Here is a 23,338-nt window from a genome sequence, read left to right as displayed (position 1 = left end):
GTCAGACCTTGACCACCCGGACCCACGAGTCGTAGAAGGAACAGCTGCCGCCGATGGGGTCGGAGAGGCACATGTTCCGGACCGCCGGGTCCACCATCATGACCGCGTTCGGGCACAGCCCGGCGCCGCGGCGGGGATCGCCCTTCACCAGGGCACCGTCCACCGTGACGTCGCGGGAGCCGTAGGCCCAATGGCCGTAGCTCCAGCTGGCGACCACAGTGCCCGGCCGGATCCCTTCCTCGAGCCGGACCACGCCCACCACCTCCTTGAACTCGCTGTCCAGGAGGGGGATGCGGCCCCTGGAGTTGCTCGGTCCCTCGAGGCGGACCAAGTCGCCGTCACGGAGGCCGAGCCGCCGGCCGTCGGATCGGTTCATCTGGACGTAGTTGCGTTCCTGCTCGGACACCATGGTCCAGTAGTTGCTGATGGTCCGGGACTGGCCGCCGAGGATCAGCTTGTAGGTGAAGAGCTGGAAGGGGTAGTCGTCACCGGTGGTCACCACCCGCCCGGCCGCGTCCCGAACGGGCTCGAAGATGGGCAGGCCGGAGAAGTTCTCGCCGGTCATGCTGTGGCGGCCCAGGGCGACGTGTTCCACGAAGAGGTTGAACTGGCTGGCGAAACGGTGGTGCATCCGGGCGCCCTCGTAGGCCTTTTCCGCCCCCTCGAAGCGGCCGCCCCGGTTGAGCACGTACACCACCCGCCGCCAGAGGTCCTCGCCGCCTCCCACTGCGGCCTTCCAGCGCTTCTCGTCGAAGACCGTGCCGGCAAGATGCCGCCGGGCCTTGCGGAAGATTTCCATCTCCCCGGTGCCGGCCGGGGGGACCTTGTCCTTGCCTCCCTTGTCGCCGTAGGCGATGTTGGCCACCATCTTGAGGTAGAAGTCCTCCCGGGTCCGGAAGTCGAGGCCGGGCCCGAAACCGTCCCTTCCGTAGCCCGGCAGGCCCAGCCGTTCGGCGATGGCCAGCATGAGGGCCTCCATGGAGATGGGCTGCTCGACCCCGAAGACCGTGCAGGTCTCCACCAGGGGGGCCACCGCGGGCTGGCGGACCTTGCTCCCCCGGGTGGGGACGGCGGGCGTGAGGTGGGGGAGGCCCCAGCGCTCCCAGATGGCCGTGTCGGGAAAGATGTAGTCGGCGTACATGCTGGTTTCGCCGATGACGATGTCATCTGCGAACACCAGGGGGATCTTCTTCGGATCCCGCAGGGTCTCGATGGTGGCGTTGGCCCCGGGAACGGAGAAGGCCGGTGTCCCCTTGTGGAGGAAGAGGGCCTTGATCGGGTAAGGGTAACCGTCCGCCGCGCTGGGGATGACCTCCTGGTAGACGTTGCCGGTGTAGGGGTACCACGTCCGGCGGGCCGGGTACCCGTGCCGCCGGAACAGGGTGGTGTCCTCGTAGTGCCACTTCTCCCGTGACAGCGTGACCCCGAAGGACCCCACCTTGCCTGGGTGAAGCCCCTTCTTCACCGGGAACGGCTGTCCCTTCTTGCTCCCGTCCTCGTGCCAGTGGCCGCCGCCCACCATGAGGCCGCCCTTCCAGTCCCCGTTGCCCACCATGAGGTTCAGGGTGAGGATGGCCTGCCCGTTGTAGTAGCCGTTGGTGTGCTGAACGGGGCCGCGGTAGAGGTCGGCCACCGCCCTGCGCCCGTGGGAGGTGAACTCGCGGGCCAGGGCCACCACCTGCTTCACCGGTACGCCCGCGGCCTCGGCCCACTGTTCGAGGCTGCGTTCCATCACCAGGTCCCGGAGCAGGGCGAAGGCGGTCTTGTACCGGACCCCGTTCACCTCTCCTTCCGCGAACAGGTCCCCCACCAGGGGCTCCCCCTTCTCGGCGTAAGGATCGAAGGGCCGCAGCCGCCCGCCGACGCTGACCATGAAGCTGTGCTCCCCGCAGAGCTTGCACTCGTCGCCTCGAAGGAGCTTGACGCCCCGCTTCCCGTCGCCGGACAACCGCACGAGATGGGTGGCATTGGTCCAGGTGGTGTCCCCGTTGGCCGCGGCGGCGGCCCGGTTGGCCGCCCGGAGGTAGGCCTCGTTGTAGCGGCCGTTTTCGATGATCCACCGCAGCATGCCCAGGGCCAGAGGGGCGTCGCCGCCGGGGCGCACGGGCACCCAGTAGTTGGCCTTGGCCGCGGTCTTGCTCAGGCGGGAGTCCACCACCGCGAAGCGGAAGTTGCGCTTGGCCTGGGCGTTGGTGATGTAAGAGGTCCAGTTGGTGGGCCCGAAGTTGGCCTCGAAGGGGCTCGTGCCGAAGAAGATCACGAACTCGCAGTTGGGCACGTCCGGCTTCATGTGATGCTTGCCGCCGCCGTAATCCTCGCGGTACTCCTTCAGCACCGGGTGCCACTTGCCGCCCTTGTACCGGGAGGTCATCTCGTTGTAGGCGATGTGGTGCGACTGCTCACACACGGTGGTGTGCTCGTACCAGTTGACGGAACCGAAGGCGTTCTTCAGCCACCTCTGGGAAAACTCCTTCCGGCCGTGCTCGATCCGACCCGCCAGGAAGACGAACTGGTTGTTGACGGGCCCGAGGTCCGGATGCTCCGGGTCGATGAGGAGATCCAGGCGGGCCCGGTGCTTCTTGCGAAAGTCCGCCGCCGTCATGTCACCCCGGGCCACCGCCGCGGCGTCGGCCTTCAGCTCCTTCATGACGGCCGGATCACGGACCGCGAAGAGGTCCTTGAGACCCGGCACCTTGCCTTCCCCGAAGAGGTCGCCGCCGTTGACGATCTCGTCCACGGCCTTGTCGAAATCGATGGTGACCCACTTGTTTTCGCCCCTGCGGCTCCCGGGCTTCCGCTTCAGGACCTTTCGAATCCGGTAAGGGTCATAGAGTGTCTGGACCCCCGCCTGGCCCTTCGAACAGAGCCGCCCGTCGAAGACCACCGCGTCTTGGGGCTTCATGGTGTAAGGAAGGTGGGGGTTCATGTTCATGGGGCTGTAGGGATTCCCGTCCACCTTCACCATGACCCCGTCCAGGACCTTGGCCTTGATGGTACAAGCCGTGTGGCACTGGAGGCAGCAGGTATAGATCACGCCTTCCGGCCGGTCGAAGGGATAGGCGTTGGCAGCGAGATGCCGCCGTCCCCCGCGCTTGCCGCCCCAGGCATCGAACCCGGGCAGCCCGGAGGCGGCGGCGAGCCCGCCCAGGAAGGCGGTGCTCTTCAGGAAACCCCGGCGGCTCAGGCGGATCCTCCGCCCGTCCACCTCCATGGTGTCGTAGCGGTCGACTTTTCCATTGCGATCTTTGGCGGACATCAGGCAACCTCCCGATCATCGCGGCCCACGATTGGCAGCAGCTTGTACCCGACGAGGAAGAGCAACACGGAGAAGGACGAGACCCATACGGTCACCAACCATTCGCCGAGGGTGGGCAGGTAGGTGTACTTGAGGCCCGGCCCCGTGAAGGCATACTCGAGGCCGGCGATCTCGGGGTTGATCTGGGCCGGGATGACGATGTTCAGCCGTACCGCCATGAAGGTGACGGCCACCAAGAACCCGGCCAGGGCCACGGCGCCCGCGGCACGCCCCCCTTCCCCGGTACGGCGGAGCACGGCGTTTCGGAAGAGCAGCCACACCGGCACCAGGACCCCGAAGAAGATGTGCACCACCCAGAAGACGTACCACCGGGACCCGAAGAGCACCGCCCGGATCGGAATGGCCTCGTCGGGGATCTCCGAGTAGAGGCCGACGAAGAACTCCGAGACCTCGAGGAGCAGGTCCAGCAGGACGATGGCCAGGACCACCTTGCCCAAGAACCGCATCATGTCCTCGAAGGCCGGGCCGTCCCGGTCGGGTCCCCACACGTAGACGATGGCGGCCAGGAGGGCGCCGCCCGACGCCAGTGCCCCCACCAGGAAGGCGATGGGGGTCAGGCCGCTGTGCCAGTATGTCCGGGCGCCGACCACCCCGAAGAGGGCGCCGACGCCGCCGTGGAAGGCGATGGCCAGGGGGACCCCGATGGAGCCCAGGACCTTCAGGATCCGCCGGTCCCTCTCCACGGCCGAGTCCGAGGTGTCCGTGGAACCGAGGGCCACCACCCTGGCCAGGGCCGCCGAGGCCCCCTGCCCCCTTCCGGCGGCGATGAGGTCCACCCGCATGGCAAACCAGAGTTCCACCAGGATGATCAGGAAATAGCTCGAATACAGGATGCCCATCCACGACATCATGGACCGGAAGTTCGGGTGGAGGACCACCCGGTACACGCGGAACTCGTGGCCCAGGTCCAGCCAGATGGAGATCAGGGCACCCACCAGGCAGGCGAAGGCGGTGAAGAGGGACAGCTTGCCGATCTTCTCCAGGCGCTCGATCCGGGCCACGTAGACCAGCGTGGACAGGAGGAAAGACCCGGCGGAGAGACCGATGAAGTAGATGTAGGCCGCCACCCAGAGGCCCCACGGGATGTAGGAGCCGTAATCGGCCATGCGGTGACCGAGGGTGAAGCGCTGGTAGAGGCCGTAGAGGCCGATCACGAAACCAACCGAGGCCAGCAGCCAGGCCAAGCCGTTCAACCGCTTTTTCATCTTCTCCCCCTATACCAGGTAATAGGTGCTCGGACGGGTCCCGAACTCCGCCTTGAGCCGCATCACCCGGGGCGAGGCGATCAGGCGGGAGACGAGGCTGTCCGGGTCGTTGGAATCGCCGAAGTAGGTGGCGTCCCCGAGACAGGTGGTGACGCAGGCGGGCAAGAGCCCCTTGTCGATCCGGTGAAGGCAGAAGGTGCACTTTCGGGCGTTGCCCGCCGGGGAATCGTGGCGGTTTCGCCTGGGCCACGTCCTGCCGTACTCGAAGGCGGGTTTCTTTTCGTAGTCCGGGATGTACGGGGTGCCATCGCTGTAGTAGAAGCCCTTGTCGAAGGTCCTGGCGGAGTAGGGGCAGGCATTGATGCAGTAGCGGCACCCGATGCACTTGTCGTAGTCGATCTCCACGATGCCGTCGGGCCGCTTCCAGGTGGCGTGGGCCGGGCAGACCTTGACGCACGGCGGATTGTCACACTGCATGCACGGGCGGGGCATGAAGGTCTTTCGAACGTTGGGATACCGGCCGATCTCCCGCTCAATGACGGGCCGGTAGACCACACCCGGCGGGAGGTGGTTCTCGGCCACGCAGGCCGTGGTGCAGGCCGTGCAGCCCACGCACTTGGCCAGGTCCAGGACCATGACCCAGTGCCGCTCGTTCATGGGCTTGGCGAGGGCCCGCCTGAGGTCCTCCGTCATCCGCCGCCGAATTTCCTGGGGTTCGATGTCCATGAATGCCATGGTGAAACCTCCTGAGATCCCTATCCGCAAGCACTGCGAAGGCGCCCGGCCCGGCCGCTGGCGGGTGACGCCGCCGCCCGGCTCACCCTGCCGACCACAACCAGGGTAGATCCACCGGCGCACGAAAAAAATCGGGGAATCTTGGATAGTTTTGTCGGAGTTGACCGGACAGGCCGCCCGGACGTGTAGGAAGATCCCCGACACCGGCCGCGACCGGCGGGGAAGGCGATGTGTCAGGCCGACGGGCGGTCCATGAGCCCCAGGCGGAGCACCAAGTCCACGAGCTCGGCCCTGCTGGAGATCCCCAGCTTGGCCATGGCCCGGGACCGGTAGGTGGCCACCGTCTTCTCGCTCAGGTGGTGCCGGTCCGCGATCTCCCGGCTGGTATGGCCGTGGGCCACGGCCGTCATGACCTCCTGCTCCCTGGGGCTCAGGGTGCCCCAGAGGGCCCGATCCCGCCCGTCCTCGGTGGCCTCCGCCCGGGGCCGCCGCTGGACCGCGCCGAGCAGCCCGGCGACCATGCTGGAGTGGATGAAGGGCTCCCCCCGCGCCACGGTCCGGATCCCCAGGAGCAGCTCGACGTCCATGGCCTTCTTGAGGAGGAACCCGGCCGCGCCCTCCTCCAGGGCCCGCTCGAGATAGCGGGTGTCCTCGTGCATGGTGAGGATCAAGATCCGGGAATCGGGAGAGAGGGAACGGATCCTCGAGACGAGTTCCAGGCCGCTCGTCCCGGGGAGGGAGATGTCCAGGAGCACCACGTCCGGTCGCGCGTCCCGGATCATGGACAGCGCCTCGCCGGCCTCCCCGGCCTCCCCTACCACCTCCATGTCCGGCGCGGCCTCCAGGAGCAGGCGGAGCCCGGCCCGGAGGATGGCATGGTCGTCCACTATGGCCACGGTGAGCCGCTCCGTCATCCCGCCCCTCCCGGCAAGGGAACATCCAGCACCACCATGGTCCCCCTGCCCGGCTCGCTGTCCACGTGCAACCGCCCGCCCAGGAGCTGGGCCCGCTCCTCCATCCCGTAGAGGCCGACCCGGCCGCCGCGGACCTTCCCGGGCACGAAGCCGGTTCCGTCGTCCTCCACCACGCCGCGGATCCGCCCGGCCCGGCGTTCCAGGATGACCGTGACCCGGCGGGCCTCCGCATGCCGCACCACGTTGGTGAGGGCCTCCTGGATGATCCGGTAGACCCCGATCTCCACCGGGGCGGGCAGGCGCCCCTCTTCCACGCCGATGGGAGTGAAATCCACCTCTATCCCGTGCTGCTCCATGAATTCGGTCACGTACAGATCCAGGGCCGCGGCCAGACCCAGGTCGTCCAGGACGGGCGGCCGCAGCTCCACGGAAAGGCGATGGATCCCCTCGAGTTCCCGGGTAAGGGTATGGCGGAGCCGCTCCACCCCCGCCCGGGCCGCCTCGCACCCGGCCACGCCCTGGAGCACCTTGAGTTCCACCATGAGCGAGGCGATCGACTGCCCCACCTGGTCATGCAGTTCCCGGGCGATCCTGGCCCGTTCCTCCTCCTGGGCCACGAGGACGCGCCCCATGAGCTCCCGGCGGAGTGCCTCCCGGCCGGCCCTCTCGGCCTCGGCGGCCTCGAGCCGCTCGGCCATCTCGTTGAAGGCCGAGATGAGCCGCCCGGCCTCGTCCCGGGAAAACTCCCTGACCCGGGCGGAGTAGTCCCCCACCTGGATACGGCGGGCGGCCTCCGCCAAGGACTTCAGGGGCCGCGTGAGGACCCAGGTCAGGAGCCCCGAGAGCAGGACCCCGCCTGCCATGACCAGGAGCGTGGTCAGCAGGAGGTCCCGAACGAGAAAGTGGATGACCGCCCGGGATCGACGTTCCGATATGCCCACCCGGAGGATCCCGGCCGCCCCGCCGGAAATCGGCACGGCGGTATCCCACACGCTGCCCTCGTTGGTGAGGAAACGGATCGTGCCCGCGTCCTTCGCCCGGTGCCGGACGCGAAGGAGGTCATGCGGAAATCCGCCCTCGAATGTATGAACGAGGACCTGGCCGCCCGGGTCCAGGACGAAGGCATAGCGGAGATCGGGCCGGTTGGCCCGGGCCTCCCGGAGCAACCGGTCGAGACCATAGATGTCGTTGACCAGGATGAAATCTCCCGCGTGGGCCGACAGTTCCCCGGCCACGGCACGGCTCATCTCCCGCAGGTGCTCCGAGACCTGCCGGGACATGACCCGGTAGACGTGCACCGTAGCGAAGGACCCCACCAGGCAAGCGGTTCCCAGCACCATCCCGATGATCTTGACGCGGATGGGAACCGAATCGGCCACGGCCCAAAAGGCGGCCCCCGCCCGGCCCAGGGCCCCCACCAGGAGGGTCCTCGGGCGGCCGCCCCAAGGACCTCGGCCCTTCAGCGCTCGCACCGCTCCTCCCGGGGCTCCTGGCACGGCACGCGGTAGAGCGCGGGATCCACTTCCACGAACCGGTCCACGCCGAGGGCCTTAAGGGCCTTCCGTCCCTCCGGGTCGTCTTGGAGAGCGAGCAGGAGCCGGCGAAGCCGCGACTTTTCCACATCCGGAAGGGAGGCCGGCACCACCACCGGCGGGATGCCGAACTCCTCGGACCGGAGAATGACGCGGACACGCTCCGCCAGGGCCGGCTCCGCCTTGGCCAGCCGCTCGAAGACGATCTCGTCCACGGCGGCGCCGTCGGCCAAGCCCTCCGCCACCGCCCGGATGGAGCGGTCGTGGCTGTAGGTGAAGAGGGTCCTGCCGAAAAACGGCCCGGGCCGCCGCCCCATCTCGGCCAGGACCCGCCGGGGATATCGGTAGCCCGTGTTGGAGAGCGGATCCGTGAACGCGAAGACCCGGCCCTCGAGGTCCCGGAAGGCCTTGGCCCCGGAGGCGGCGGGAACGATGATGAGGGCCCGGTAGGTCACCTTGCTCCCCACCTGGGGCACCACGAGCAGTTCCATGCGGTGTTCCCCCGCCGCCTGGCAATAGGCCCCGGTACAGACGAAGGCCAGGTCGACGCGCCCGTCGGTGACGAGCTTGTTCACCTCGAGGTAGGTCCGCCGCTGGACCAGTTCCACCGGGCGGCCCATCCGCTGCCCGAGGTACTGGAGCAGGTCCCGGTAGGCCTGGAGATTCCCCTCCGGGGACAACATGGCGGCGACCGCCATGCGGAAGGGCCGTGCATTGTTCCCCCGCATACGGCCGGGAAGGGGCTGCAGGCGGTCCAGCCGCACCACCTCGTGCCGCCCGGCGCCGCCATCGTCCGGGCCCCGATCACATGCGGCAAGGAGCGGGAGGAGGCACAGGAACGCCAGCCAAGCGGTCCGAGTTCCGGGAGCATATCTGGGGATCGAAAACGTCATGATGCCTCCCGCGCCGGAGGGCGCCTGGTCCCGGGCTCCCGCCTCTCCTCCGCTCTCCATTCTACCAAACAACGAGGAGCCGCCAAAATCCCCGGCCGCAGCGGGGCCTCCGCCCCCTCACCCGTCCCCTTGCCCCGGCCGAAGCCCGGCGGCGAAGGCGGCAAGCGCCAAGAGCTCCGCCCCGGCGGCGAAGGCGGCAAGCGCCCCGGGGGCCGCGTCGTGGAGCGCCCCCATGGTCCAGCCCCCCGCGAGCCATGCCGCCCCGTAGACCGCGTGGAAGATCCCGTAGGCGGTGCCCCGCCGCCACCGGGGGGCGAGGTCCGCCACCGCGGCCCGCATGACGGCCTCGTGGAGGCCCATGACGGCGCCCCAGAGGACGACGCCCGTCACCGCCGCCCCCGGCCCCGGCGCGAAGGCGAGCGCCGTGGCACCCGCCGTGAGGACCGGCACCCCGCCGATCACGGCGAGGCCGAGGCGGTCGTAGAGGCGCCCGGCCGCCAGGGCGGCCAGGGCGTCCACCCCCATGGCGAGGGCGTAGAGGAGGGGGATCGTGGTGCGGGAGACGGCCCCGGTGACCCCGAGGTGGTAGGCGACGAGGGGGAAGTTGGCGAGCCCCAGGACGGCGAAGAAGGTGAAGAGGACGTAGGCCCGGAACCGGCGGCCGAGCCGCGTGGGGACCGCCGCCCCCGGCCGGCCGGCCCCGGCCCGGGGCGGCTCCGGCGGCGCCGCCGCCCGGGCGCGCCAGAGCGCGAGGAGGGCGAGCCCCACGGGGACGACGAGCACCGCGAAGCCGGCCCGGTAGCCGAGCCCCAGGGCGAAGACCCCGGCCAGGAGCAGCGGGCCGGCCACGGCGCCCACCTGGTCCAGGGCCTCGTGGAGGCCGAAGCCGGTGCCCCGCCCCACCTCCCGGGCGGCTCCGGCGAGGATGGCGTCGCGGGCCGGGGATCGGAGGGCCTTCCCCGCCCGCTCCAGCACGAGGCAGGCGGCCGCCGCCGGCCACGAGGTCACCAGGGCCAGGGCCGGGACGGCGAGCATGAGCCCGTAGCCCAGGAAGGTGAGGGGCCAGTAGGCGCGGGTCCGGTCGGCGGCCACCCCGGAGGCGAGCCGGAGGACGTGCCCGGCGAACTCGCCGAGCCCCGCCACGAGGCCCACCGCCGCCCCCCCGGCCCCGAGGAGCGCCAGGTACGGCCCGGTGACCCCCCGGGCCCCCTCGTAGGCCATGTCGCCGAAGAGGCTGACGAGGCCCAGGCAGAGGATGAAGCGCAGGGCCCGGCGGCGCCCGGCCCCGGGATCCGGCCCGGCGGAGGACACCATCCGCGCCACCCGGGCCGCCCTACCCCGCGCGACCCCGGCGGGCCGGGACGGCCGCCCCGGGGTTCATTCGCCCGCCTCCCCGGAAAGCAGCCGGACCGCGTCGCCGACCCGGATCTCGCCGCCCCGGAGCACCCGGCCGAAGACCCCTTCCCGGGGCATGATGCAGTCGCCGGCCATGTGGTAGATGGCGCAGCGGGTATGGCAGCGCTTCCCGATCTGGGTGATCTCGATCTCGACCTCGGCGCCGATGCGGACCCGGGTCCCCACGGCAACGGCGGGCCAGTCGATCCCCTCGGTGGCGACGTTCTCCGCGAAGTCCCCGAAGTGGACGTCGAGCCCCCTTTCCCGGGCGCGCGAGATCCCCTCGGCGGCAAGCAAGCTCACCTGCCGGTGCCAGGGCCCGGCGTGGGCGTCGCCCTCGAGGCCGTGACCGGCCACCAGGACGGCCCGCTCGACCCGCGTCTTGCGTTCCCCCTTCCGCTCGCTCCAGGCGATGGAGACCACGCGGCCCCCGCCACTTGTGTTGTCCATCATGTTCGTTCCTCCGACAAAAAGACGCGGGGCGGGCCGTCCGGCCCGCCCCGCGCTTGGATGTCCGCGAAGGGCCGGATCAGCCCTTGAGGGACGTCTTCCGGGCGAGCCCCGCCAGGAAGCCGCGGCGGCTCATGTTGTCCACCTCTTCCCAGGTCCGCTCGCGCGGCGCGTAGTTCTTGAAGAGGGCATGAAGGTCCTTCTTCTTGCCCTTCCAGTAGACGTTGGGCCCGATCTTCACCACGTCGGACTCGAGGCGCTTGGCGCCCTCCTTGTGGACCAGCTTGTAGACGCGGGAGTTGCGATCGGAGAGGTCCCCGAAGATCCGGGCGTCGGCGATGCAGGTCTTGACGCAGGCCGGCTCCTCGCCGTGGGCGAGCCGCTCGTAGCAGAAGGTGCACTTGTCGGCCTTGGGCTCGTCGAGGGTCTCGTCGAGGTAGCGGGCGTGGTAGGGACAGGCCTCCACGCAGGCGCCGCAGCCGATGCACCGCTCCTTGGCGATGAGCACCGCCCCCGTGAAGGGATCCTTGTACGTCGCCTTGATCTCCATCCGGGTCTTCTTCCCGGTGCGGAAGTCCGTGAAGGTCCGCTCCTCGGGGTCCACCGGGCAGACGTCCACGCACACGGGGTGGTCGCAGTGGTTGCAGAGGCCGGGGAAGAAGGTATAGGAGATCCCGTAGGGGGTCTTTTCCGGCCCGATCCGCTTCACCCAGTTCCGGCGGTAGCCCTCCTCGGTGGGGACCTTCCACTCCGCCCGGCACGCGATGGCGCAGGCGTGGCAGCCCACGCACCGGTCCAGATCTATCACCATGGCATATTGGCTCATTCCTTAACCCTCCTTATTACGCGCTCTTCTTGAAGCGGGGGATCTCCCGGGGCAGCGGCCGGAGCTCGGGGATGTCGAGCGCCTTGCCCCCCTTGACGATCCGCACGAAGCTCGTCCGGTGGCTCGAGGCCCCGGTGAACGGGCAGTTCTCGTAGTGGGTGATGAGGAACTGGTCGCTGGCGCCCTTGCCGTAGGCCCGGGTGAGGCGCTTGGAGCGGCTGCCGAACCCGTGCGGCAGGTAGATGGCGTCGGGCCGGATGCCCGGGGTCACCTTGGCCTTGACCTCCAGGGAGCGCTTCCCGTCCTGGTTTTCGAGCACGATGGTGTCGCCGTCGGCGATGCCGAGCTTGGCCGCCACCTCGTCGTTCACCCAGGCGTGGTTCTCGGGCCACTCGTTGTGGAGCCAGAGGTTGTTCATGGTCCGGCTGAAGGTGTGGACCGGGACGCGGCCGTAGATGAGCCGGGCGTAGCCCTTGGGGGGCGCCGGGGTCGGCTCGAACTTCGGCACCGGGTCGAAGTCGTCGTCTTCGTAGTGCGCGACCGCGAGGTTCACCTTGCCGCTCTCGGTGGGGAGCTTGAGCTCCTTGCGGCTCCGGTAGGGATTGGCCTTGTAGCTCACGATGCCGCCCATCCGGTTGAGCTTCTCCAGGGTGAGCCCCGCCCCCTTGAGCTCCTCCTCGATGTACTCCACCTCGTGCTCGCAGGGGTAGCAGTCGACGCCGAGCCGCTTGGCGAGCTCGCGGGCGATCCAGTAGCTGGACTTCGACTCGAAGAGCGGCTCCACCGCGGGCTGGCGGACGGCGAGGTACGGGGTGATGCCGTCGTAGGTATGGAGGCTGTCGTAGCGCTCGAGGTAGGTCGCCCCGGGCAGCACGATGTCGGCCCACATGGCCGCCTCGTCGGCCATCATGGACTCGGTGAAGATGAAGTCCAGTTTCTTGATGGCCTCCATGGTGTCGTAGGGGTTCGGGATGGTCTGGAGGATGTTCACCCCGTTGACGCCCCAGAGCTTGATGGGATAGGGCTCACCGGTGAGGGTGGCCTCGATGATCTTGGCCGTGGGGTTGCCGGGGAAGTTCCCGGCGTAGGGGAAGTCGTCCTTGAGCGAGGTGTCCGGCTCCTCCACCTCGGCCTCGCACTCGGGGCACTCGCTCTTTCCGGTCTTCACCGGGGTGGGCAGATACAGCCCGCCCGGCACGGCCACGGCCCCGAGGAGCCCGTTCAAGATGGCCAGGGCCCGGTGGCGCTGGACGTCACCCCGCCCGTACCAGGTGGAGTGCCGGCCCGGGTGGATGGTGACGTTGGGCGCCGCCTTGGCGAGCATCCGGATGGCGGCCTCCATGTCGGCCACCTTGAGGTCGCAGATACGGGCGGCCCATTCGAGGGTGTAGTCCTTGACACCCTCCTTCACCGCCTCGAAGCCCTCGCAGTGGTTGGCCACGAAGTCCTTGTCGTAGAGCTTGTGCTGGATGACGTAGTTGATCCAGGCAAGCAGCAGCGCGGTGTCCGTGCCGGGCCGGATGGGCAGCCAGACGTCGGCCTTGTTGGCCGGGGCCGAAAAGCGCGGGTCCACCACCACGAGCTTGGCGCCGTTGGCCAGCCCCTGGATGTACTCCCGCACGTGGGAGACGTGGACGTTCTCGCCGATGTGGCTCCCCACCAGGAGGATGGCCTTGGCGTGCCCCATGTCCGTGTACTGCCGGGTGCCGGAGACCAGGTACCCCATGGAGGAGATGAAGGCCTCGGCCACGGGCCCGACGCACTGGAAGAAGGCGGGCTCGTTGGAGTAGTTCTCGGTGCCCATGTGCATGAAGAGGCCGCGCATGAACTCGGCGGAAGCCCCGTGGTCGAAGTAGGCCAGGGCGTGCGGGCCGTACTTCTTCCGCACCTTCTTCATGTTGTAGGCCACCTCGTCCAGGGCCTCGTCCCAGGAGATCCGGGCCCACTTGCCCTCGCCCCGGGCGCCCGTCCGCTTCATGGGGTACTTCACCCGATCCGGGTCGTAGAGGAGCTGGACGCCGGAGTTGCCCCGGGCGCAGACCCGCTTGCCGTTGGCCGGGCTCTTGGGGTTGCCCTCGATCTTGACCAGCTTGCCGCCCTTCACCTTGGCCACGATGGGGCACCGCCAGAAACACATCTCGCAGACGGAGTAGACCTCCTTGGCTCCGAGGCTGCCGGGCAGCTCCCCGGAGGCCATGGCCTTGGCGGGCCTGAAGAAAGCCTTTCCTCCGCCCAGCTCCATGGCGGCCAGCGCCATGCAGCTCGCCGTCGAAAACTTAAGGAACTCTCTTCTCTTCATGCACAACCTCCTCCAACAGTCTGTTCAGACAGGCGTCGGTGACCTGCGCCAGGGCCGCGTAGAAGGGATGCGGCCGGGCCGCGAGGAGCCGGGCGGCCAGCTCCGGATACCACTTGAGCAGGTGGCCGCCCAGGAAACGCTCCAAGAGATCCAGCCGGCCCTCTTCCAGCAAGAGCCCCACGAAGGCCAGTTCAAAGCCGATGTGATCCCCGGGCTCGGGCCCCTCCACGGGCTCGAACCCCATTTCCCGGTAATAAGAAAGGGCCTCGTCGTGCCCTTCCTGGTAGAGAAAACCCGCCCGGTGGCGGTAGATGGAGGCGTAGGGCGGCGCCGCGGCCCCCTCGGGCGAGTTGATGAACAGGCGGGTGTACTCGGTCTGGAGTTCTTCGAGGGAGATCTCGGGGACGTCGGGGAGATCGAGCCCGAGGTCGCGGGCGAGCTTCTTGAGGGTCCAGGCACCGTGCAGGGCGACCTGCGCGTCGGGATACTGGAAGGCCCGCCCCAGGAACAAGAAGAGATCTCGATCGGATGAACTCATCAAGTCACGATGGTTTGATATCTATCTTTTAGGAACCTTTTCCGGCCGGAGCGAGATTCGCCAGAACCCGGGCGAATGAACGGGGCTTGGGGGCACTTCATAAAACAAAAACGCCCCGGGCGCAAGGGGCAATTCACCCGCCCGGCAGGAGCCGTCCCCAGGCCGCCAGGTGCCGGTCGCCCACGGCCTGCACCTCGAAGTGATGGAGCCCCGCGGCCTCGAGCTGACGGCGGACCTCGCCGGGCCGGTAGGCCGCCAAGAGCGACCGGAAGAAGTCCCGGCGGAGGATCTCCGGCTCCCCGCCGGCGTAGCGGTCCACCAGGGCCGCCGCCTCGGCCGGGCTGTCCGGCCGCCGCAGATCCATGACGAAGACCGCGGCCCCCGGGCGCCCGAAGGCCCGGGCGGCCCGCCAGAGGACCCCCGGGTCCGCCAGGTGGTGGAGGAGACTGTTCGAGACCACGAGATCGTAGGCCGATCGGGCCAGCGGCGCGTCCGGGAGGACGCCCAGGACCAGGCGGACGCGGTGCCGGGCGGGCGATACCGCCAGCAGGCGCCGGGCCTGGCGCAGCATGGCCGGCGAGCCGTCCACCCCGTGCACCTCGCAGCCGGGGAACGCCTCGGCGAACCGCCGGGTGATGTCCCCGGGCCCGCAGCCGAGGTCCAGCACGGGCCCCCGGACGGAAAGGCCCGGAAAGCAGCCGTGGAAGACCTCGAGCACCCGGCGGTGCGGCTCCTCGAAGTCGGCCTCGGCGTAGGCACGGGCCTGGTCCTCGCCGGCCATGAGCTCGGGCTCCGGGACACGTTCCATCACTCGCCGGAGGGGCCGGCCCCGTCGCCCGCCTCCCCCGCGGGCAACCGGAGCTCGAAGTGCCGCTCGAGGCGGCGGGGATCGTCGTAGTGCTCCCGCCCGAGGAGGGTGATGGGCTGGTGGCCCCGCTGCCGCATGCTGCCCACGGCGGGAATCCCCATGGAAAAGAAGAAGAAGCGCTCCACCCGCTCCGATCCCGGCACCACCCCCCGCCCGTCGAAGAAGCGGCGGCCCGGCCCGGCCGGGGTCTCGAGTTCGGCGTAGGGCCGGAGCTCGTAGCGCCGCCCGGGCCCCGCGGATGCCTCGGCGGTCACCCGGAGCACCTGGTGCCAGCCGGACATGAGAAAGACGGCCAGGCGCTCCCCCGGGCCCGGAACGGGCAGCGCCTGGGGCACCAGGGGGTCCGGGCCGAAAGGGATCGGGCGGGCCCGGACCGCCACGGCCGGTGCCGGGAACTCCATGTGGTAGCAGCCGCAGTTGTTCATGGCCTCCCCCAGGATCGGCCGGCCATCGGGGCCCAGGACGAGGGCGAAGGTCAGGCCGTCGAAGGCCCCTTGCTCGAACCAGGGCGTGAGGCCGCCGTTTCGTTCCGGGTACCAGATCACGTAGTTCAGGCGGAGGAGGGGCCGGCCCCCGGCCAGGAGGTGGTCGAGGTAGAAGTAGACCACCGGCCGGTCCCCGTCCACGCGGAACCCGCCGCTGCCGGGCACCACGGCGCCCCACCGGTCGGCTGGATGGACGGTTTCCTGGACGAAGACCGGGGCGAAGGCCGCCGCGAGGCGGCGGGCCTCCCCGGGCGAGGGGAGCGGCACCCCGAGGGGGTTGCGGGAGGCCCGCCGGAGGATGGCGGCCACCTCCCCGGCAGGAAGCGGGGGCCCCGCCGCCGCGGGCCGGGCGGGCGTCCAACCGCCGTCCCGGACCAGGGCCCCGAGGTCCTCCCGGAACCACTCCCGCCGCTCGGCGTAGGCATGGGCCACCGCCAGGGCGAAGGGCCAGCGCACCAGGGGATAGAGCCCGAGGACCCGCATGGAAAGCCGGTAGTCGTCGGGGACCCGGAGCCCCGCCAGCCGCCGCCGGAAGGCCTCCGGGGCCTCGAGGGCGGCCCCGAGCAGCCGTTCCCCGCAAGCGGCCGCCCGGGGGGCCAGCTCCGGTTTCCCGAGGCACGCCAGTTCCCGCTCCCGCCCCTCCCGGTCGAGCCGGGCCAACTCCCCGGCATAGAACCGCAGGGAGGCGCCGTCCATCTCCCCCGGCGAAAAGGCGGTCCAGAAGCGGGTCACGCGAAGGAAGGGCAGCCCCGGCACCCGCGCGGCGGCGGCGTCCACGCAGCCGGCGGCGCGGGCGGCCCGGTCGAGCCCCTCGAGCAGGGACCGGCAGTCCGCCGCCCCGGGGCGGAGGGCCGCCGGGCGGGACGCCGCGCACCCGGCGGCCGCCAGGGCCCACAGGAGGGCGGCGGCGAGGCGGAGCCCCCCCGCCCCCCTCATGTCGCCGCCTCCGCCGCGCCCCCCGGGGCCGCGCCGATGGCGCGGAGCCGCTCCCGGAGGGCCGCCGCCAGCCCCTCCTCCACCCGGAGGCGCAGCCACCGGAGGTTGGCGAGGCAGCCGTCCACCGGCCCGCCCGCCTCGAAGTCGGTGTCGGGCACGAGGAAGGTGAGCTCCGCGAAACCGGCCTCCCGGTAGGCCTCGAGCACCGCCTCCTGGCCCGCCAGGGCGGCCTGGAGGTCCACGCCGGCCAGGAGCACAGCGGCCAGCCAGTACCCGTTGTAGAGGAGCGGCATCCGGTCCGGGGCCGCCTCGCCCAGGAAGGCCGCCATGGCCCCGGCCCCTTCCCGGGCCGAGAGATTCAGCAGATGGGCGTCGAGGGCCGCCTGCCGGTGGAGGAAGCGCGGCTCGGCGACGGCCTCGCCCCGCACGGCGGCTCCCAGGGGACACCTCGGGTGGAAGAGGCCGAAGCGGGTCCGGGGAAAGCGGCGGCAGGCGGCGGGACGGACGGGATGGACCCCGCAGAGGCCCTCGGAGGTGAAGGCGGGACAGGCCCCGGCCTCGCCGGGGACCACCCACTCCACCACGAAGGGCCGCCTCGGGACCGGCCAGGGCCCCGGGGCCTCCACGTCCGGGAAGGCGCCGAGCAGCAGCCGGCCGAAGAGGACCGGGTGCGTCTCGCCCGCGTAGGGGAGCCGCTTCACCGCCGGGCAGCAAGGCTCCGGGCAGAGCTGGCAGGGAAGACGGGCCGGCTCAGCGCCCATGGACCGCCCCCGCCAGCATCACCACCGTGGCGGCCCGGCCCGTCCGCCCCTCCCGGCGGTAGGAGAAGAAGTCCCGCGAGCAGGCCGTGCAGGTCTCGCAGACGGTGATCCGCTCGGGGCGGACGCCCGCCGCCTCGAGCTGCCACCGGGTGGCGGCCCGGAAGTCCACGTGCCGCGCCCCCACCCGGAACCGGTGCAGCCCGGGGGGCAGGAGCCGTTCCCAGTCCCGGAACTCCGCGCAGCAGGGCCCCAGGGCGGGACCCACGGCGGCGAGGAGATCCCCCGGCCGGCTGCCGAAGGCCGCGTTCATGGCGGCCACCGCCCGGCCGGGGAGCCCAGCGGCGCTCCCCCGCCAGCCGCAGTGGACGTTGGCCACGGCCCGCCGCACCGGGTCGAAGAGGACCAGGGCCTGGCAGTCCGCGTGCCGGATCATGAGGGCCACCCCGGCGGCGTCGGTGAGGAGCCCGTCCACGCCGTCCACCTCTGCCGCCGTATCGTCCCCCACCACGGCCAGCTCCACGCCGTGGACCTGCCGGGCGGAGACCAGGCGCCGGGCGCCCACGGCCGCCGCCACCCGGCGGCGGTTCTCGGCCACGGCGGCCGGGTCGTCCCCCACGCCGGCGCCGAGGTTGAGGCCCTCGAAGGGCGGCCGGCTCACCCCGCCCCACCGGGTGAAGTGCCGGAGGCGGGCGCCGGCCGCCTCCCAGTCCTCGAGGGGCGGAAGCGCCACCGGCCCCCCGGTCCCGTCCTGGATGCGGCGCGGTTCCATGCCGATTACTATACCCTTATTCCGCGGCGGGTGGAGCCCCGGCCCCGCCGCCCCGTGCCCATGGACCGAGCCGCCGAATCGCCCGACACCTTCGACCTCACCGTGATCGGCGGGGGCCTGGCCGGTTCCGAGGCCGCCTGGCAGGCCGCCGAGGCCGGCTGCCGGGTCCGCCTCGTGGAGATGAAGCCCCGCCGGTTCTCCCCCGCGCACAAGTCGCCGTTCCTCGGCGAACTCGTCTGCAGCAACTCGCTCCGGTCCGACGCCCCGGACTCGGCCGTGGGCCTCCTCAAGGAGGAACTCCGGCGGGCGGGGTCCCTGGTCATGGCCGCCGCCGACCGGACCCGGGTCCCCGCCGGGAAGGCCCTGGCCGTGGATAGAAACCGCTTCGCCGCCGAGATCACCGCCGCCCTGGAGGCCCACCCCCGGGTGGAGATCGTCCGGGACGAGGCCACCGCCCTGCCGGACACGGGCTGGGTCATCGTGGCCACCGGCCCCCTCACCTCGGACGCCCTGGCAGCCGAGCTCCGGGCCCGCATCGGCACCGGGTACCTCCATTTCTACGACGCCATCGCCCCCATCGTGCTGGGCGAGTCCCTGGACCGCACCGTGGTCTTCGCCGCCTCCCGCTACCAGGAGGGGGGAGGCGACTACCTCAACTGCCCCATGGACGAGGCCGCCTACCGGCGCTTCGTGGAGGCCCTGCTGGCGGCGGAGAAGGTCCCCCTGCGCGACTTCGAGCGCGCGGCCTACTTCGAGGGCTGCCTCCCCATCGAGGTCATGGCGGAACGGGGCCCCGAGACCCTGCGCTTCGGCCCCATGAAGCCCGTGGGCCTCGTGGACCCCCGGACCGGCCGGACGCCCCACGCCGTGGTGCAGCTCCGGCGGGAAGACCTCGAGGGCACCCTCTGGAACATGGTGGGCTTTCAGACCAAGCTCAAGTGGCACGAGCAGGAACGGGTCTTCCGGATGATCCCCGGCCTGGAGCGGGCCGAGTTCGTCCGCCTGGGCAGCATCCACCGCAACACCTTCGTCTGCGCGCCCCGGGTCCTCACCCCCGCGCTCCGGCTCCGGGCGGACCCCCGGATCTTCCTCGCGGGCCAGCTGAGCGGCGTGGAGGGCTACGTGGAGTCCACCGCCATGGGGCTGCTGGCCGGGCGGAACGCGGCCCGTCTCGCCCGCGGCCTCCCCGGCCTCGTCCCCCCGCCCACCACCGCCCACGGCGCCCTGATCCGCCACCTCACCGAGGCGGACCCGGACCACTTCCAGCCCATGAACGTCAACTTCGGCCTCTTCGCGCCCCTCGGCCGGCGCCTCCCGAAGCGGCAGCGGGGCGCGGCCTACGCCGAGCGGGCCATCCGGGACTGGGCGGCCTTCCTGGCGAGGTCGTGACGACACCGCCCCCCTCCTCCCTCAGGGCGCCGATCGCCGGGGACCGGCGGCAGACCTTGCCCAGCCCCGGCACCTTTTGACCCCCGCCGCGACGACCCGGCGCCCGGAACGCCCCGCCGGCCCGGGATCCGCGGCCGGTCCGCCCGGCCCCGAGGCCTGGCACGATATCTGCTTAAACCTGGCCGAGACGCCATGCCGAAAGGCCCCGAGGACAAAGGAGCGCCCCGATGAACCGGAACCTGCGAGCGATACCGGCCCTCCTCGCGGCGGCCGCCCTCTGCGGCGCCCCCGCCGCCTGCAGCGCCCGTCATCCCGCCGACACTGTGGCGGCCCAACCCGCCCCGCCGGCCGCCGCCCCGGCGCCCGGGGTCCGGGCGGCGCCCGCCCCGCCGCCCGACCCCGCCCGCGACTTCAACCGCCGCATCCACGAGCTGGCGGCGGAACTCCTCCAGAACCTGGACCACGGCGCCAACCCCGAAAACCCCATCGTGGTGGCCACCTTCGTGGACCTCAACCGCCTCTACCGCACCACCCCCTTCGGGCGCTACGTGGCCGAGCAGCTCATGGGCGAGCTCCAGCGGGCCGGGTTCCGGGTGCTCGAGGTCCGAAAGACCGCCTCCATCATCGTCTCCGAGGACCACGGCGAGTACGGTCTCTCGCGGGACGTCCGGGAGATCGCCCGAAAGGCCTCGGCCCGCCATGTTCTGGTGGGCACCTACGTGGCCCGGGGCGGCCACATCCTCCTCAACGCCCGGCTCGTCTCCAACGACGACAGCGTGGTGGTCTCCTCTGCGGCCGCCGCCCTCCAGCGCGACACCTTCCTCGACCGGATGCTCTGGCCCGCCTCGGACCCCAAGGAGCAGCCGCCGGTCAGCATGCCCGTGAAGGGCTACGGGGAGAGCCCCAGTGTGCGCATCCTCACCGGTCCCTGAGGGCGGCCGGGCCGCCGGGCGGCGCCTCGCCCGGGCCCTCGTCCCGCTGCTCGCCCTGGCCTGGACGGCCGCCGGCTGCGCCGGCGGGCCCACGGCCGTCCCCCGGCCGGCCCCTGGCCCCTCCCCCGCCGCCGCGCCCCCCCGGCCGGCCGCCACCTCCGTGGGCGAGCTGGCCCGGCGGCTCGCGGCCCAGCTCGAGGCCGGCATGCAGGAGGAGACCTGGCACGATCGGCCCTGCGTGGTCACCTGCCTCGCCGACCTCGACGACCTGGACCGGACCTCCCCCTTCGGCCGCGCGGTGGCGGAGGCCCTCGGCGTCGAGATCTTCCGCCGGGGCGGCCGGGTGGTGGACATCCGCCCCGGGACGGCCTTCCGGCTGCGGCCCCGCGGGGGGGAATTCCTCCTCACCCGGCAGGCGGCGGAGCTGCCCCCCGCCGTCCGGGTCCCCCGGGCCGTGGTGGGGACCTACACCGCCGGCCCCCGGACCGTGGGCGTCACCGTCCGCCTCGTGGATCTCACCGACCGGCGGGTGGTCTCGGCGGCCCGGGTGGAGGTCCCGCGCACCCCGGACCTCGACGCCCTCTTCCTGGGCACGGAGGAGCCGCCCCCCACGGCCTACGACCGGCTGCCGCGGGGCGGGGCGGCCGCCAAGTGATGCGGGCGGCCCCGCCTCCAGGACACGGCACCGGCCGGGCGGCGGCCCTCCTGGCGGCCCTGGCCCTCTGCCTCCCGGGCTGCCTCCCCTCGGTGCCCGCCTCCCGCTCGGCGGCGCCGCCGCCCGAACCCCGGGTCCGGGTGGCGGTGGCGCCCACGGCCCCGGCGGGCCTTGCCGGGAAGCGGGCCCTCCTCCTCCCCCTCGAGGGGCCGGGGGTCACCGACCGGCGGTGGCGGCTCGCCTTCTCCCGCGAGCTCCGCGACGTCCTCCTCCGCCGCCGCCTCTGCGCCGTGGTGGAACTCCGGGAGACCGACGCCCCGGCGGAGGGCGGGCCCGAACTCCTGGAACGGGCGGCCGCGGAGGGCTACGACCTGGTGATCCGGGGCGGGATCCCGTCCCTCCTCTTCCCCTCGGACGTCACGGCGGGCCTTGTCGCCCTGCGCCTCCGGGTGACCAGCACCCGGACGGGGACGACGCTCTGGATCCTGGACGGGGAGGCGGACCTCCGGCCCCGGCTCGGCATGGACCTCGTCGTGGCGGAGGTCCCCCACCGGCCGGCACCGGGTGTCTTCCAGGGGTTCTCCGCCGTGGCCGAGGCCATGGCGGACGTCATGGCCCGGTCCGAGCGCCGATCGCCCTGACCGGCGCGGGACGGCCTCAGGCGCCGCCGCCGAAGGGGTCGAAGGCCGGCCGCCAGCGGCGGGTCATGGCGTGGAACTGGAGGTTCATCCCGAGGTAGAAGAGGGGGTGGACCCGGGGGCCGCGAAGGATCCGGTCGCGGATGGAGGCGAGGGAGAAGATCCGGCGCCAGAGGGCGCGCAGCCCCTGCTCCAGCTCCTCCACCGTCATACCCTGCGGGGTGAAGACGCAGTTCAGGGTGTCGTATCGCTCCCAGTCGCGGTGGCGGATGCGGCCCGCGGCCTCCATCTCCTCGAAGAGCCGTGTGCCCGGGTACGGGGTCCGGATGAAGGCCAGGGCCCAGTCCAGCCGGTTCTCCCGGACGAAGGCCTCCACCCGCCGGAAGATCCCGGCGTCCTCGCCGTCGAACCCCACCACGAAGGTCCCCATGACACCGATCCCGTGGGCGTGGAGGCGCCGGACCGCCTCGGCGTAGTCGAACCGACCGGCGAAGGACTTGCGCATGGCCGCGAGGTTCTCGGGCGAGAGCGACTCGAAGCCGATGTTCACCGCGATGCACCCGCTCCGGGCCATGCGCCCGAGGAGCTCCTCGTCCCGGGCGATGTCCACCGTGGCGTGGCACCACCAGAGGACGTCCATCGCCTCCAGGGTCTCCATGATCCGGAGACAGTAGCCCCGGTCGGCGCAGAAGTTGCTGTCGATGAAGTAGACCAGCCGCCGCTCGAGGAAGTAGGGGAGATCGAGCCCGAGCCGCGCCAGCCACCGCGAGGCCCGGTGCCGGAACCCGGCTCCGAAGAGCCCCCGGAGCTCCGCCTCGACCTCCGCCGCCGGCCGCTTCCGGTACCGGTGGCCGAAGAAACGCGAGACCCCGCAAAAATCGCACCGGTGAGGACATCCCCGGGTGGTCTCCACCAAGGTGAGGGGGAGGTAGTGCCGGGCGTCGAGGAGGTCCCGGCGCGGCGGCGGCAGCCCCGCCAGGTCGCGGTCGGTGCCGCCCCGGTAGATCCGCCGGAGACCGCCCCGCTCGAGGTCGGCCAGGAGTTCCGGCCAGACGAACTCCCCTTCCCCCACCACCACCGCGTCCACGTGGGCCAGGGCCTCCTCGGGCAGCGTCGAGGCGTGCACCCCGCCCATGACCACCGGCACGCCCCGGGCGCGGAAGGCGTCGGCGATCTCGTAGGCTCTGGGCGCCACCGGGGTCTGGGCGGTGAGCGCCACGAGCCGGGCCGGGGCCTCGAAGTTGATGGGGCGGTGTTCTTCATCTATTATCTCGAGCTGGTACCCCGGCGGCGTCACGGCGGCGAGATACGGGAGGTTCAGGAAGCCGAGGTCGAAGACGAAGTCCTCCCCCGGCAGCCGCCGCCGGGCGGGGGAGATGAAGAGGATCCGCTGGGTGGAGTCGGTCATATGTGCCTGCTGAAACGTTCCGGGGCCCCGCGCCTCAAGACCCGGGTCATCTTTCACGCCAGTTCCCTCGGCCTTCCCGAGCGCCAACAGCTCGGGCAGGCGGAGCTGTCGCCCCGGGGCTTCCGCCTGCGCCTGTCGCCCAAGCCCGAAGAAGGCATCCCGGCCACGGAGATCGCCGTCCCCCTCGACCGGATCGACAACGTCCGAGCCTACCAGAAGAAGACCTACAGCTCCACGTTCTACGTGGTGGAAGTGGCCTGGAGGGAGCCCGACGGCACGCCCCGGACCGTGGCCTTCGAGATCCGGGTCTTCCTCCGCCGCGGCCGCGCCCTGGCCACGGCCCGGGCCTGGAAGGCGGCCTGGCGGCGCCTTGCCGGCGCGGCCTGAACGAAAC

The 23,338-nt window shown here is 71.4% G+C and carries 21 protein-coding genes; 5 read left to right on the top strand and 16 right to left on the bottom strand.

What is annotated here, in order from left to right; genetic code table 11:
• Position 1: 1 nt before the first annotated feature.
• The 15 genes from HCU62_RS07580 to pgeF form a co-directional block, all read right to left on the bottom strand.
• Positions 2–3,256, bottom strand: a complete 3,255-nt coding sequence (locus HCU62_RS07580; RefSeq protein ID WP_246325359.1) for a molybdopterin-dependent oxidoreductase — start codon at positions 3,254–3,256, stop codon at positions 2–4.
• Positions 3,256–4,521, bottom strand: a complete 1,266-nt coding sequence (nrfD, locus tag HCU62_RS07575) for an NrfD/PsrC family molybdoenzyme membrane anchor subunit (RefSeq protein WP_163299077.1) — start codon at positions 4,519–4,521, stop codon at positions 3,256–3,258. The genes HCU62_RS07580 and nrfD overlap by 1 nt, the downstream gene beginning before the upstream one ends.
• Positions 4,522–4,530: 9 nt before the next feature.
• Positions 4,531–5,256, bottom strand: coding sequence for a 4Fe-4S dicluster domain-containing protein (locus HCU62_RS07570; RefSeq protein ID WP_163299076.1), 726 nt, complete (start codon positions 5,254–5,256; stop codon positions 4,531–4,533).
• Between the two features lie 233 nt (positions 5,257–5,489).
• On the bottom strand, positions 5,490–6,170 hold the full coding sequence (locus HCU62_RS07565; protein WP_163299075.1) for a response regulator transcription factor: 681 nt from the start codon (positions 6,168–6,170) through the stop codon (positions 5,490–5,492).
• The gene (locus HCU62_RS07560) at positions 6,167–7,642 is read right to left on the bottom strand and encodes a sensor histidine kinase (protein ID WP_163299074.1); all 1,476 of its coding nucleotides are present in this window, start codon (positions 7,640–7,642) and stop codon (positions 6,167–6,169) included. Before HCU62_RS07560 ends, HCU62_RS07565 begins: the two co-directional genes overlap by 4 nt.
• Positions 7,630–8,400 (bottom strand): substrate-binding domain-containing protein, encoded by a 771-nt coding sequence (locus tag HCU62_RS07555; protein ID WP_163299073.1) that lies wholly within the window; start codon positions 8,398–8,400, stop codon positions 7,630–7,632. The genes HCU62_RS07560 and HCU62_RS07555 overlap by 13 nt, the downstream gene beginning before the upstream one ends.
• A gap of 312 nt (positions 8,401–8,712) precedes the next feature.
• Complete coding sequence (locus tag HCU62_RS07550) at positions 8,713–9,909, bottom strand: MFS transporter (RefSeq protein ID WP_169755539.1); 1,197 nt, start codon at positions 9,907–9,909, stop codon at positions 8,713–8,715.
• 63 nt (positions 9,910–9,972) lie between these two features.
• Complete coding sequence (locus HCU62_RS07545) at positions 9,973–10,443, bottom strand: MOSC domain-containing protein (protein ID WP_246325358.1); 471 nt, start codon at positions 10,441–10,443, stop codon at positions 9,973–9,975.
• Between the two features lie 76 nt (positions 10,444–10,519).
• Positions 10,520–11,266 carry a 4Fe-4S dicluster domain-containing protein gene (locus tag HCU62_RS07540; protein ID WP_163299370.1) on the bottom strand — a complete coding sequence of 249 codons (747 nt, stop codon included), beginning with the start codon at positions 11,264–11,266 and terminating at the stop codon, positions 10,520–10,522.
• A 16-nt stretch (positions 11,267–11,282) separates the two neighbouring features.
• Positions 11,283–13,565: a molybdopterin-containing oxidoreductase family protein gene (locus HCU62_RS12630; protein ID WP_163299371.1), complete on the bottom strand. Its 2,283-nt coding sequence runs from the start codon at positions 13,563–13,565 to the stop codon at positions 11,283–11,285.
• Positions 13,543–14,103 (bottom strand): TorD/DmsD family molecular chaperone, encoded by a 561-nt coding sequence (locus HCU62_RS07530; protein WP_169755538.1) that lies wholly within the window; start codon positions 14,101–14,103, stop codon positions 13,543–13,545. The genes HCU62_RS12630 and HCU62_RS07530 overlap by 23 nt, the downstream gene beginning before the upstream one ends.
• 133 nt (positions 14,104–14,236) lie before the next feature.
• Positions 14,237–14,911, bottom strand: a complete 675-nt coding sequence (locus tag HCU62_RS07525; RefSeq protein ID WP_163299373.1) for a class I SAM-dependent methyltransferase — start codon at positions 14,909–14,911, stop codon at positions 14,237–14,239.
• Complete coding sequence (locus HCU62_RS07520; RefSeq protein WP_169755537.1) at positions 14,911–16,392, bottom strand: hypothetical protein; 1,482 nt, start codon at positions 16,390–16,392, stop codon at positions 14,911–14,913. Before HCU62_RS07520 ends, HCU62_RS07525 begins: the two co-directional genes overlap by 1 nt.
• On the bottom strand, positions 16,389–17,153 hold the full coding sequence (locus HCU62_RS07515; protein WP_169755536.1) for a YkgJ family cysteine cluster protein: 765 nt from the start codon (positions 17,151–17,153) through the stop codon (positions 16,389–16,391). The genes HCU62_RS07520 and HCU62_RS07515 overlap by 4 nt, the downstream gene beginning before the upstream one ends.
• Positions 17,143–17,922 (bottom strand): peptidoglycan editing factor PgeF, encoded by a 780-nt coding sequence (pgeF, locus tag HCU62_RS07510; protein WP_163299865.1) that lies wholly within the window; start codon positions 17,920–17,922, stop codon positions 17,143–17,145. Before pgeF ends, HCU62_RS07515 begins: the two co-directional genes overlap by 11 nt.
• 60 nt (positions 17,923–17,982) lie before the next feature.
• On the opposite strand from pgeF, the gene trmFO reads away from it, so the two are divergent.
• The 4 genes from trmFO (at position 17,983) to HCU62_RS07490 (ending at position 21,539) form a co-directional block, all read left to right on the top strand.
• Positions 17,983–19,311 (top strand): methylenetetrahydrofolate--tRNA-(uracil(54)-C(5))-methyltransferase (FADH(2)-oxidizing) TrmFO, encoded by a 1,329-nt coding sequence (trmFO, locus tag HCU62_RS07505; protein WP_169755535.1) that lies wholly within the window; start codon positions 17,983–17,985, stop codon positions 19,309–19,311.
• Positions 19,312–19,538: 227 nt separating this feature from the next.
• Complete coding sequence (locus HCU62_RS07500; protein WP_169755534.1) at positions 19,539–20,243, top strand: FlgO family outer membrane protein; 705 nt, start codon at positions 19,539–19,541, stop codon at positions 20,241–20,243.
• Complete coding sequence (locus HCU62_RS07495) at positions 20,218–20,898, top strand: FlgO family outer membrane protein (RefSeq protein ID WP_169755533.1); 681 nt, start codon at positions 20,218–20,220, stop codon at positions 20,896–20,898. The genes HCU62_RS07500 and HCU62_RS07495 overlap by 26 nt, the downstream gene beginning before the upstream one ends.
• Positions 20,895–21,539: a hypothetical protein gene (locus tag HCU62_RS07490; protein WP_163299437.1), complete on the top strand. Its 645-nt coding sequence runs from the start codon at positions 20,895–20,897 to the stop codon at positions 21,537–21,539. Before HCU62_RS07495 ends, HCU62_RS07490 begins: the two co-directional genes overlap by 4 nt.
• Before the next feature lie 16 nt (positions 21,540–21,555).
• On the opposite strand, the gene HCU62_RS07485 is transcribed toward HCU62_RS07490, so the two are convergent.
• The gene (locus HCU62_RS07485; RefSeq protein ID WP_163299436.1) at positions 21,556–22,944 is read right to left on the bottom strand and encodes a B12-binding domain-containing radical SAM protein; all 1,389 of its coding nucleotides are present in this window, start codon (positions 22,942–22,944) and stop codon (positions 21,556–21,558) included.
• On the opposite strand from HCU62_RS07485, the gene HCU62_RS07480 reads away from it, so the two are divergent.
• Positions 22,945–23,331: a hypothetical protein gene (locus tag HCU62_RS07480; protein ID WP_163299435.1), complete on the top strand. Its 387-nt coding sequence runs from the start codon at positions 22,945–22,947 to the stop codon at positions 23,329–23,331. It begins immediately after the preceding gene.
• Positions 23,332–23,338: the final 7 nt, after the last annotated feature.

This window comes from Dissulfurirhabdus thermomarina, from assembly GCF_012979235.1.
Classification (GTDB): Bacteria; Desulfobacterota; Dissulfuribacteria; order Dissulfuribacterales; family Dissulfurirhabdaceae; genus Dissulfurirhabdus; species Dissulfurirhabdus thermomarina.
Note: the sequence above shows the minus strand (reverse complement) of the source record. Positions and strands in the feature narration are given on the sequence as shown.